We start from the raw sequence: 11950 nt of genomic DNA, 5'->3' as shown, positions 1-11950 counted from the left end.
CAGCCGGACTTAGCTGCCGAAGTAGATGTTGCAGAAGCTCATCGGGCCGACACATTCATCAGCTTTCGCTTTCGGCGCTTCCACACGCTTGCGCGGGGCAACCTTATCGGCGCGCTGGCCATCCGCTTGCGCAACCTGCTGCTCCGGCGCGGCCGGCGCCGTCTGTGCATAGGCGGCGGCAGCGGTGGACAAAGAACAGGCAATCAGGACCATCTTCAACACTTTCATCTCGTTCTCCAGGACTTACGACTACTGCGACGAATACTGCGAGGCAGTGACGAAACTATATGACCGGCACCTACGCGAATAAACGGGGCCGCCCGGAAGGGATCTTTCCATCTGGCAGAAAGATCCACGCAGCATTGCTCAGCGACGATTGAAGGGCGCGTCCTTGTCGAGCAACGCGCTGCGAATGAAGTGCAGACAGCTCAAGATACGTTGCAGATCTTGATGCCGGGCGCGCTCGGCGTGCACTGCCTGCAGCATGTCTTGCGCGAGCCAGGTGGCCGAGCGCACGGCGACGAGTGCGCGTTCGAGCGAACGTGGACCTGGGCGTTCGAAGAGCCGGGCGAGATCGTCGCACGTGTGTTCGATCACGCTGCGCCAACGCGGCTGAAGGATGTCGGCATAATCGGCGCGTGCGGCTTCGTTGCGCAGATCGATCACGGCGTGACCTACTTCGATCGTCGCGAGCATCCAGCGAAGTGCGTCGCGCCGTCGTCGTGAACGGTGCGTCAACAGCACGCGCAGTTGCGAAGTCAGATCATGCGTGCCCGACTGGAAACGTTGGTTCAGACCCGGCAGCGCGTCCTTGCATGCCGACACCGTTTGCGCTCGCAGGTCGCCCATGATCCGGTCGATGAGCCAGCGCATATCGGCGGGAAAGACCACCGCGAAAACAACCGCTGCGAGCAGCATCGACGCGGTCAGCGCGATGCCGTTGTTGATCAGCAGATCGGGCACGTAGCTGACGACGTTGTCCGGCCCGGCCAGCAGACAGAAGAACACCGAAAAGCCGATGCCAAGCCCAGCCGCGCCGCGACGCGTCGCGATGAATGCGCCGAGCGCGAGCACCGGCGCGAGTACCGCGCAAAGCAGCGGGAAACCATCGATGTTCGGATACACGTAGCACATGAACACATCGCCGGCCAGTGTCGCGAGCACCGCGCCGATCGCCATCTGGACGGCCATTCTGGTGGCGCTTGGCGCGGTGGACGTCAACGCGCAGACCAGTGTTGCGCCTATTACGGCGAGACCGCCGCTCGGCCAGTTGGTCGCGATCCAGAACGCACCGGCGATTCCGATGACGACAGCCGAGCGCAGGAACGTGAACAGTACGGCGAAGTGGTTTGTGCGGCTTATAGGTCTCCTTGTGCGATGACTCCTGGTTGGGCTTGAGCTGCATCGTAGGCGGTGCTGCCGGCTTGCTGTTTTGCGCCACAAGCATGCATAGGTTTGCGAATAGTTTATCCATTCGCCCACGAATCGATACAGCAATTCGGCTGCCGTGTCGAAGTCCGCAAGCAATTCCGCGCACGCGGCTTCGAGTGGCCGCCTGGTTTCGCGTACCCGGCGTGGCAAGCTCGCTCGAAAGGGGCGCAGATCGGCTGCTGCGTGCGATGCTTCGACTCCGGCTTCAGCTTGTGCTTCGAACAAGGCTCCCAGTTCGTCGAGGTACGGACCGATGGCCGCGAGTATCGACACAGCGCGGCTGGCGCGCAACCGTTTGAGCAACTGATTCAGCGCATGCAGACGCGCGCACGCATCCATGAATTCGCGATTCAGACGCGCCAGATGCGCGCTGCGCGAGCGCATCGCCGGATCTTCGAATGCGACGAACGTGCGGGTTGCTTCGAAGCCGGCGATTTCGTCGACGAAATCCGCGAAACGCCGTTCGAACTGATTGCGCTCGAGCCCGCGTGCGAGCACGTCGACAGCAAACGCAGTAAAATTCGCGTACCTGATCTGAAGGTTACGTCGCAGCGCAAGGATCGAGCGCTGAGGCAGCAGCAACGCGCTGACCGCGCTCGAACACACGATGCCGACCGCCACTTCCGCCGCACGCGTGAATGCGGCGAGGAACAGTCCCTGAGGCGTCGTCACGTTTGGAATGCCGATCAGCGCGGCGGTGTAACCCGCGAGCACAAAACCGTACCATCTGAAATGCCGATACCGGACCGCCGCAGCAATACAGGCGCTCACCCACACGATCATGCCGAGCATGTACAGTTCGGGCTGCTGAACGAACAGGCCGCCGAGCACGAGCGCGGCCACGGTCCCTACTACCGTTCCGAGAATCCGGTAGAAGCTCTTCGCGAGCACCATGCCGCTGAACGGTTGCATCAACACAAAAACAGTGGTCATCGCAATGCGCGGCTGCGGCAGATCGAGCAGCATCGCGATGCCCAGCGCCAGCAGTCCGGCGGTGACCGTCTTCAGCAGATGCAGCCAGGTCAGTCCGTCGCTGCTGGCCCAGTCGCGCGCGGCGCGATTGAGTTTGGCTCGGCTGAGTCGTCGCCGCATGACGCCGCGCGGACCGAAGAAATCCGCCGACGGTTCGATCGCATGATCGGGTTTCATCTGGAAACAGTGCACCCCACGTGGTCGCTGAGAGAGCCTCCGGACAGAATGGCTGACACCGGCAGGCGAGGCGCCGATTGTATGAGTCCGCGATGTGTACATTAAGCCGACGGGTGCAGAACATCTGTTCCAGAACGGACAACAATAGGGTTCTGAGACTGACGGAAAATATGATCTTGATCATGAAACAGAAGGTTTGATGGACACGCTACAAAATATGCGAGTGTTTGTGCGCGTGGTTGAAGCCGGTAGCTTCACCGCGGCCGCGCAATCGCTCAATTCAACGACCGGCGCGATGTCTCGCGCGGTCTCGGAGCTTGAAGCACATCTGCGCACGCGCCTGCTGAATCGCTCGACGCGTCGGCTTGCGCTGACCACCGCCGGCGAGCGCTATCTGAAACGATCGCAGCAGATCCTCGCGGATGTCGATGTTGCGGAAGAAGAAGCCAGTTGCGCACACGAGCGACCAACCGGCGCGCTGCGCATGCATAGCTTTGCGAGCATCGGCCAGCATTACGTCCTGCCGGCCATTTCGCGCTACCGCGAGCTTTATCCTGATGTGACCGTCGAGTTGACGCTATCGCAGCGCATGCCCGATCTGTTCGAGGGCAGCGCCGACGTGGCCGTGATCGGCGCATCGACGCTGCCGAATTCGGACCTCGTATCGTTTCCGCTGGGGACGACGTTCAGCATCCTGTGCGCATCGCCGGCCTACGTGCGGGCGCACGGCGCGCCGCAAGAACCGGCTGACCTTGCGCATCACGAATGTCTGATCCTGCATACGCCGGCGTTCCCGCCACATGAATGGACGCTCGACGGCCCGAACGGCAGTGAGTTGATGGAAGTCGACGGCCCCGTGCATGTGAACATCGCCGAATCATTGATCGTGGCGATCCGCGAAGGCATGGGCATCGGCATGGTGCCGCTCTACGCGGCCATTTCCGGATTGCGCGATGGCACGCTGGTGCGCGTGTTGCCGGAATATACGCTGCAGAAGACGACTGTTTATGCGCTCTATCCGTCGCGCAAATTCATCGATGCAAAGACGCGCACGTGGGTCGAATTCTTGCGCTCGCATCTGCCAAAGGTGATTGCGCGCGACGAAGCATTGCTTGCTGAGGTCGGGCAGCTGGGGGGCGGAGATGACCCAGTGCAGCTGGTTGGAGTTGCCCCTGTAACTCAGGACACGCGGACACCGTTAGGTCAATGAAGTCGCGGCAGCACGCCTGAACTCACGCGGCGAGCGGTATTCCAGGGCTTTGTGCGGATGGCGCTCATTGTAGTGTTCAAATGCAACAGCCAGACACGAGAGCGCCGCTGGCGCGTCAGGCTCGTCCATACAGGCGATGTAATTGTGGCTTCATGATCTTCACGAACGATTCGACCATGCCATTGCTCTGCGAAGAACGTGCCGGCGTTGTCAATGACTCCAGGGCCAATTCGCGAGCGAAGCTGCGAATGCGGTGGTCGACATAAACCGAGCCGTTGTCCGTCAATCATTCGATGGACGGCGCGACCTGCCCGGTGCCGAATTGCTGCGCGACGGCGGCCAGCATCGCGTCGCGCACTACATCACCGCTATGCCCGCCGGTCCCCGCCGCCCAGCCAATCGCCTCTCCGATCGCGGCAGTCGAGTGCGAACGTTACGCGCAACGGCGTGCCATCGTCGCACCGGAACTCACTGCCATCGGAGCACCAGCGCGAGCTGGCCGGGCAACTGTAAGCGGCTCGTGCCGGCCGTTATAGACGGTGACTGAGGGAGACATCAAAGTGGTGCCCATCATTTCCGATCTGATGGGCAGCACTTTGACACAGTCTGCAGAGAAGAAGCCGGGTTCCCGTACGGGGCGCCCTAACTATCCCCGGGAGCTTCGCGAGCGACTGGCTGCAGCAGCTTGCGAGCCCGGCGTATCGGTCGCGAAGCTGGCCCGGGAGAATGGCATCAACGCAAACATGCTGTTCACCTGGCGACGGCGATATCTGGCCGATCAGCAAGCTCAGTCTGCCGGGCTCGTTCCGGTCGTACTGCCAAGCGACGCGCCAACGGAGGCTGTCGCGTCAGCTCCGGGAACACCGCAAGCGCAGGGCGCAAACCCTGTATCACCTGTCGGCACGATCGAGATCCGGATCGGTCGTGCGGTGGTTAAAGTGGATGGCCTGGTCGATGCCGATATGCTGCGAATCGTGCTGGGCAGTCTGCGCTCATGATTTCCCTCCCGGCAGGCACGCGCATCTGGATCGCAGCGGGCGTCACGGATATGCGCTGTTATGCGGAATTGCCGGTTATGCGCAGTTGGCCGGCAGTACACGGGGCGGTAGGGGCCGTGGGCCTGATGACGCTGCGCATAAAGGGCTAGTGCCTCGTTGATCTCAGCATCTCGATCAGAGCGTCAGGCGGCCGGAAACGGCCTCGCCGAAGGTTCGGAATTCCGGTCGCGGCGAGCGCGTCCAGTTTCTCTGTCGGGTCTGCGCGTAGATAAAACTCCGCGCTCTGAACTCTGGCGTGACCGAACCACAGAGCGACCCTTCGGACATCGTGTGTTGCCTGCAGGGTATGCATCGCGCAGGAATGCCGCCTATGTCGCTGGGTAGATAGAGCAGAGATTTTTTTGATTGCCGATCGCGGAATGGCCCCGACTCGACTGTTCACCCGTCAGTAGCCGCGATCGCCAACCAAAAAAATCTCTGCTTTATGTGGTGCACCACATAAGCGATGCGGGTTTCAGGGGCTTGCCGCAAAGGTACAAACGGCGCTTCAGGAGAATCAGCTGGGAGGCAACGTCTACATCTTCCGGGGCCGTCGTGGCGATCTGGCAAAAATCCTTTGGGCTACAGAGGACGAAATCTGGCTGCTCGCGAACTATCTGGCTTGATACTACAACTCCTTCCATTGGATTAGAGAGTTTTGGATCCCACGGCCGCTCGCGTTGCTACTACGCGGTCAGTGAGTCGGTCCCATCGGCTGCTATGCTTAACCGGCGGGTTCGAATCTGGGACGTCGTAGAGGAACGCATAATCGTTGTAGGTATGTCTTGTAACAAGACCATGCTCAACCCACCTGGTGAGTGTTGCTTCGTGGATGCCGAGTCGAGCTGCAGCCTCCGGTTTTGTGAGCATGCCGCAATCGCGCAGTCTGTCGCGACGAGAGCGGAGCCCGTTTCATTGAGCCAGATATGAGACGTGCAGCGCATCAAACCGGATATTCGCCTTACCTGGGCGGACGCAACCGCCAGGGCGAATTGAACCGCCCCGGATTTGGTGCAGGCTCCAACTCTTGAGAGAATGGAGCCATGAACAAGTCGAACAAATTTTCTGCTGAAGTCCGGGAACGTACAGTGCGCATGGTGCAGGAGCATCGGGGCGAGTATCCGTCACAATGGGCAGCGATCGAATCCATTGCCCCCAAGATCGGCTGCACGAGCCAGACATTGCTGGGGTGGGTCAAACCAGATGAAGTCGATAGCGGTGAGCGCGCTCCCTCCGATTCGGGCTCGGGTAATTGACGCCGCCGCGCGCGCTTGTTGTTGTCGGCGCTGCGACGCCGGTAGCTTTCGACGTTCAGCTCGAAGATCGTCGAGTGATGGACCAGGCGATCGATGGCGGCCACCGTCATCGACGGATCGGGGAACACGTCGCTCCAGCCAGAGAACGGCTGATTGGCCGTGATCAGCAGACTGCGCCGCTCATATCGTTCGGCAATGAGTTCGAACAGCACGCTCGTTTCCGCTTGATCCTTGCGCACGTATGACAGGTCGTCGAGGATGATCAGGTCGAAGTGATCGAGCTTGGCAAGCATCGATGGCAATTGCAGGCTCTGGCGGGCCGCCTGCAGCTTCTGCACGATTTCGCCGGTGCGTGTGAACAGCACCCGGTATCCGGCGTCGATCAACGCATGGCCGATGCCACAGCCTAAATGGCTCTTCCCGGCACCCGGTGGCCCGAACAGTAAAATCGTGGCGCCTTTCTCGAGCCACGAGTCACCGCTGGCAAGCGCCATCACATGCGCCTTGGAGATCATCGGCACCAAGCCGAAGTCGAACGTCTCGAGCGTCTTGCCCGGGTCCAGATGCGATTCGACGCGATGCCGCTCGATACGCCGTTTCGCACGCTCGGCCAGTTCATGCTCGAGCAGCGCGCCGAGCAGACGCGTCGATGGCCAGCCCTCCTTGTCGGAGCGCTGCGTGAACTCTGGCCATAGCCGCGCGATCGTCGGCAAGCGCAACTCGGTGAGCATCAGCCCCATACGGGCGGCGTCGTAGGTTGCGGGCGCGTTCATACCGATACCTCCTCGCCGATCAGCGTGTCGTAGAGCGCCGCCGGCGGCATGTCCACCGCCACGTCCGGACACTGCGCCTGGCGCGGCGCAAATTCATGCTGCAGCTGCTTCAGATCGGGCAATTCACCGGCGATGAGCAACGCCTCGAGCCGCTCGGCAAGAACCGCCTCAACTCCGTGATTGGCGGCTAGTTCAAGCAGTCCGACCATGGTCTTGCAGGCTTCGCGCTGCGTGAGTTGCGCCTCGAGCCGCTCCCACGTGCGGCGGTATGCCTCGCGCGGGAACAAGTCGTCGCGAAACGCCAGCCCTTTGAACGCCTGGGACTTGCGCTTGAGCGCCTCGATGAAGTGCCGGTAGTCGAGCTTGCGACGGCGGCTATTGGCAGCATGGGAACCCCGAGCGGTGCTATGCACGAGTGCGCCGGACAGATAGCAGTCGAGGTGATCGGCGTAGACACGGACCTTCAGACGGTGGCTGATCAGGCGTGACGGCGCGCTGTAGAGAATGCCGCGCACGGTGAAGGTGCCGCAGCGTGTCACGCGTGCTTCCTCCTCGATGAAGTCGGTCGTGCGATGCGCGGGGAGATCCTGCAAATGCTCGCGTTCGGCATTGAACGCAGCCGCGTTGCGGCGGTTGCGTCGCATGACGACCTCGCGCACAAACGCCTCATAGCCAGCACGATCGTCGAAATCGCGATGGCCACGCAGCATCAGCGCCTGATCGACCGCCTCCTTTAAATGGCGGTGCGAGGATTCCACGCTGCCGTTCTCGTGGGCTACGCCGACGTTGTTACGGGTGCCGGCCAAGCCGTAATGGGCCAGCAACGCGTCGTAGCGCGCCGTGAAGTCCTCTTCTGTCTGCAGATTCTTGAACGCTGCCGATAAGCTGTCGGTGCGATGCTCATGCGGGCAACCGCCGGCCTGCCATAGCGCGTTCTGCAAGCCCGTGGAGAGGGCCTCGAAGCTCTCGCCGCCTTCGACGACATAGGCGTATTCCCAGTGCGAGAACGCGAGCACGAAGTGATAGAGCCGATGATCCAGGGGCGCGCCGGCGATCGTCACATGCAGGTCCCGCATGTCGGTAAAGTCCGACAGTCCCTGAGAGATGGCCGCGCAAATTCGGACAGTCGGATAAGTGGAACGCTCGGGGCCTGAGCCGGCGATAATGCCGACAAAGGAACCAGGAAGATGACGAAGAGAACCCGACGGACGCACTCAGCCGCGTTCAAAGCGAAAGTGGCGATGGCGGCGGTCAAGGGCGAGCGGACGCTAGCCGAATTAGCGCAGCAGTTCGATGTGCACCCGAACCAGATCACCGAATGGAAGCGGCAGTTGCAGGAACGTGCCGCCGACGTGTTTGGCGCAGGCGGCACGGCGTCGAGCGAGCCGCAAGTCGATTTGAAGGAGCTACATGCGAAGATCGGCCAGCTCACGCTGGAGAACGATTTTTTAAGCGGCGCGCTCAACAAGGCGGGATTGCTGAGCGCAAAGCGATGATCGATCGTACACACGCATTGCCGGTCTCGCAGCAGGCGCGACTCGTTGGTATCGCAAGATCGAGCGTGTATTACCGGGCGCAACCGGTGAGCAACGCAGACCAGTTGCTGATGCGCCGGATCGATGAACTGCACATGGAGTTTCCGTTTGCCGGAGCGCGGATGCTGGCGCGACTGCTGCGTCGCGAGGGACACGAGATTGGCCGTCGGCACGTGCGCACGCTGATGAAGCGCATGGGTATCGAGGCGCTGTATTGCAAGCCGAATACGAGCCGACGCAATGCGCAGCACAAGATCTGGCCGTATCTGCTACGGGGCATGACGATCAGTCGGGCAAACCAGGTCTGGGCACTGGATACGAGTTATATCCCGATGGCGCGCGGCTTCGTGTATCTGACCGCCGTGGTGGACTGGGCCAGCCGGAAGGTACTGGCCCACCGCGTAGCGATCACGATGGAGGCGATGCACGCTGTCGAGGCGTTGGAAGAAGCGTTCGCGAAGTACGGGCAACCTGAGATCGTCAATACCGACCAGGGCAGCCAGTTCACCGCGATAGCGTTCACCGGGGCCGTGCTCAGCCGGGGCATCCGCCTGTCGATGGACGGCAAAGGTGCCTGGCGAGACAACGTGTTCGTCGAGCGCGTGTGGCGAAGCGTGAAATATGAAGCGGTGTATCTGAAAGCCTATGAATCGGTAGGCCACGCCCGGCGCTCAATCGGCGATTACATCAATCTGTACAAGTGCGTTTCATACTGCCCAACCTCGCTATGTTGTTGATAAATCTAGAGAGCCCTGTTGTGTCGTTGGTATTGTGGGGTGTCCACGCCGTGCGCGAGCCCGTCCGACGAGTTCGGTAACTGCGTCCCCGGTCAGCGAATTGCGATTGAAGATCCATGGCCCGTTGGGTAACGGATGTTCGGCTGGGATCTTGTTGCGCTCAACTGCGAGCCTGAGCGTTCCGGGGCTCACACCGATGAACGCCGATGCCTCGGTCAACGTCATCCATCCTTCAGCAGCACGTCGTTCGCTCGAATAGACCGGGATCTGATGGTGGCTGCGCAACGCGGTGACTCGCTCCTGGGTCCAGAAGTTACCCCGGCCGGTTCGCAGGTCATTGCGATTGAGTACGCCGGCGATCACCAGATCCGGACAGATACGGACAAGCTGGCGCACGGCATCAATTGCTTCACGTGACGTATGCGTAGTGTTCTCTCCGCGGCGCCGCCGCGGCACGCGAATCTCGGTATGTACTCCGCCCTTCCAGTGAATGACGAGCACGATTTCGCTCGTTGCGTCGTCAACGTCAACGACGACTTCGTGGATCAGGGTGCGCACTATGCGCTTCTTCAGGCGGGCGTCGGCCTGCGGCCAGATCGATTCCAATGCAGTGGCAAGATCGGCAAACTCCTCTGGCTGGGTAGGCGGTATCTGGCCGGATGTGCGCGACTGTTGCTCGATACGCGATTCCAGTTCCTCTACGCGTAGTAGCGCATGATTCCAGCGCCGCTCCAGTTCGTCGGCGACGAGCCGGTTCTCGGGGTCAGCAGCATCGTACTGTTTCTGCGCGCGTTGCGCGGCGTAGCGTGCAGCCTGAAGATCCCGCTGCAACGCGGCCAGCACTTCGTCCTGCTTCAGGGTCTCTTCTTCGCGCGCCACGATTGCTGCCTCAATTGCCGCCGGTTGAACGACCTGCAAGACCGCCTCGGCGATGGCCGCGTCCGCGCGTGTGCCACCGAACGCAATACAACGCGGTTGCCCCTTGTCCATCCAGCCGCGATGACAGCTATAGCGCAAGGCGTCGTGCCTGTTACCCGTGTAGTGTAGCGTCAGCTTGCTCGCGCAGCGCCTGCAGCGCAATAGTCCCGCCAGCAGGGCCTCACCGTTCTTCGGGGCGCCAGCGTGTCCGGCCAGACGCAGGTTGCCGCTAATGGCACACTGGATCCGTTCGAATTCGTCCCAGTCAACGTACCCTTCGTGGGCATTCGGAATGAGCGCAAGCCACTGATCCCGTGGTTTGCGGCGATCACGTTTGCGTGGTTCCCCAGCCTCGTAATGGATCGCGCATTCGGTTTTGCCATAGGCATACGTGCCACCGTAGATCGGGTTGGTCAGGATCCGGTACACCGTGCCGTAGCTCGGCCGTTTCCATTGGATTTCGCCGCGCGGCATGCATGCCGGCAACTGCAGGCCGTGCTCCAGGAACCATAACAACGTCTGACGCACCGAACCAATCGCGCCGAACTGGCGGAATACTGAGCGGATGGCGTCCTGCACGCGCAAATCCGGATCCTTCTCCAGGCGCTGGTCTTCGGTCTTGCAGTAACCCACCGGCGCCGCGACAATGAGTTCGCCGCGTTTGGCCTTCTCCCGACGAGCTTCGAGCGAACGCTGACGCAACAGATCCAGCTCGTATTCGTTCAGGCTGCCCTTCAAGCCGAGCAGCAAACGATCGTTGCTCTGCCGCGGTGAGTAGACGGTCTCCTGATCGACGAGCACCGTGTCGACGACGCGGCACACCTCAACCAGTTGCTGCCACTCGCGACTGTTGCGCGCGAATCGTGAAACCTCGCGAGCGGCAACTGCGCCGACGTGCCCAAGACAGACCTCTGCGACCATCCGTTCGAAGCCCGTGCGCGTTTGCGTTCCGGCCGCAGAGCGTCCCAGATCCTCGTCGATCACCTCGATCTCGTTCCAGCCCAACTGATGCAGACGATCCTGCATCGCATACTGCAGCTTCTGGCTCTCCAGATTGTGGCTGACCTGGTAGGCCGACGACTGGCGCACGTACAGCATGGCCTTGCGCGCCAGATGCTGCGCCCGAATCTTGTCACTCATCGCGCACCTCCGGCTCGTGTACGGCGGCGAGCAGCCCGCGACGGTGTTGCCGCAGCAGCTGCGCCAGCAAACGCACCGTCTGCTGCCGGACCTCTTGCGGCAGGTGCTCCCATTGTGGTGTCTTCGGAAAGAGACGGAACAGGTCGAGTTGACCGCCCGGTTGGGGGTTTGTCTGGCGTCGCATCAGCACCTCCTGTACGGAGCAAAGGATGGTGCTCGGCTTGTACCATACCGCGCGGCGTGGCAGCAGGCGCCTGCGCCAACAGGTACTTCAGTTCCCTCAATGCTTCACAGCTGACGGCGGGAGACGTTGCCGAGGTAATGCGACAGCAGGCAACGGGATCGAACATCCATTGCGGCACCTCCAGCAAGCCCGCCGTGTCGAACGGCTCTCGCCCACAGCGCAGCACTGACTCGGCGTTCTTCCTCTCTATCGTGGTGAAAATCCATACCGTGTGCCCGTACCACGGGTGCCAGCGGTAGAGAACCTCCTTTGATTCGCCGATATGGGCGTTGTGTTGACGGCTTGTACAACCAGAGACGGCCTCATTCGAGTCTGGAAGACCGCACGCCGGATGAGGCATACTTCGCGACGCTGCCTGCGATCAAATTGGCAGCATGACTGCCCCGGACGTTCCACTTAAAAATATCGAGAACCTGTCCGAACAAGCGAGGCCACCTCTGTACGGGGTACGATGCTTGCCCATAATCGGCACCTCCTTCTCCAAAGGATAGATGTCCGTTTTTCTGGGTCAACTTCACCT

7 protein-coding genes and 5 pseudogenes are annotated in these 11950 nt (G+C 61.2%); 5 read left to right on the top strand and 7 right to left on the bottom strand.

The annotated features are described in order from the left end of the window. Positions 1-9: 9 nt before the first annotated feature. Complete coding sequence (locus OKW41_RS09685) at positions 10-228, bottom strand: hypothetical protein (RefSeq protein ID WP_429572307.1); 219 nt, start codon at positions 226-228, stop codon at positions 10-12. A 138-nt stretch (positions 229-366) separates the two neighbouring features. Further along, positions 367-2580, bottom strand: coding sequence for an FUSC family protein (locus tag OKW41_RS09680; RefSeq protein WP_429572306.1), 2214 nt, complete (start codon positions 2578-2580; stop codon positions 367-369). 199 nt (positions 2581-2779) lie between these two features. Between OKW41_RS09680 and OKW41_RS09675 the strand changes: the two genes are divergently transcribed. Further along, positions 2780-3790, top strand: coding sequence for a LysR family transcriptional regulator (locus OKW41_RS09675; RefSeq protein WP_429446585.1), 1011 nt, complete (start codon positions 2780-2782; stop codon positions 3788-3790). On the opposite strand, the pseudogene OKW41_RS09670 reads toward OKW41_RS09675, so the two are convergent. Next, positions 3779-4290, bottom strand: a pseudogene (locus OKW41_RS09670) (DDE-type integrase/transposase/recombinase); the annotation flags it as partial. The gene OKW41_RS09675 and the pseudogene OKW41_RS09670 sit on opposite strands and share 12 nt — an antisense overlap. 60 nt (positions 4291-4350) lie before the next feature. On the opposite strand from OKW41_RS09670, the gene tnpA reads away from it, so the two are divergent. The 3 genes and pseudogenes from tnpA to OKW41_RS09655 all read left to right on the top strand — a co-directional run. After that, positions 4351-4788 (top strand): IS66-like element accessory protein TnpA, encoded by a 438-nt coding sequence (gene tnpA, locus OKW41_RS09665; protein WP_429446583.1) that lies wholly within the window; start codon positions 4351-4353, stop codon positions 4786-4788. Between the two features lie 473 nt (positions 4789-5261). Continuing rightward, positions 5262-5453 carry an IS66 family insertion sequence element accessory protein TnpB gene (gene tnpB / locus OKW41_RS09660; RefSeq protein WP_429446980.1) on the top strand — a complete coding sequence of 64 codons (192 nt, stop codon included), beginning with the start codon at positions 5262-5264 and terminating at the stop codon, positions 5451-5453. A gap of 417 nt (positions 5454-5870) precedes the next feature. Continuing rightward, positions 5871-6053 (top strand): annotated as a pseudogene (locus tag OKW41_RS09655) (IS3 family transposase); the annotation flags it as partial. On the opposite strand, the pseudogene istB reads toward OKW41_RS09655, so the two are convergent. Beyond that, positions 6053-6856 (bottom strand): annotated as a pseudogene (gene istB, locus OKW41_RS09650) (IS21-like element helper ATPase IstB); the annotation flags it as partial. The pseudogenes OKW41_RS09655 and istB sit on opposite strands and share 1 nt — an antisense overlap. Then, a pseudogene (locus OKW41_RS09645) lies at positions 6853-7956 on the bottom strand (Mu transposase domain-containing protein); the annotation flags it as partial. The pseudogenes istB and OKW41_RS09645, both read right to left, overlap by 4 nt. An 87-nt stretch (positions 7957-8043) precedes the next feature. Here OKW41_RS09645 and OKW41_RS09640 point away from each other — a divergent pair. Next, positions 8044-9089: pseudogene (locus OKW41_RS09640) on the top strand (IS3 family transposase); the annotation flags it as partial. A gap of 27 nt (positions 9090-9116) precedes the next feature. On the opposite strand, the gene OKW41_RS09635 reads toward OKW41_RS09640, so the two are convergent. Beyond that, a complete protein-coding gene (locus OKW41_RS09635) occupies positions 9117-11186 on the bottom strand; it encodes a recombinase family protein (RefSeq protein ID WP_187639680.1) in 2070 nt (689 codons plus the stop codon). Next, complete coding sequence (locus OKW41_RS09630) at positions 11179-11370, bottom strand: hypothetical protein (protein ID WP_187639681.1); 192 nt, start codon at positions 11368-11370, stop codon at positions 11179-11181. The genes OKW41_RS09635 and OKW41_RS09630 overlap by 8 nt, the downstream gene beginning before the upstream one ends. Between the last annotated feature and the right edge of the window lie 580 nt (positions 11371-11950).

Source organism: Paraburkholderia sp. UCT70, from assembly GCF_050434085.1.
Lineage (GTDB): Bacteria > Pseudomonadota > Gammaproteobacteria > Burkholderiales > Burkholderiaceae > Paraburkholderia > Paraburkholderia tuberum.
This window is presented reverse-complemented; position numbering and strand designations above follow the sequence as displayed.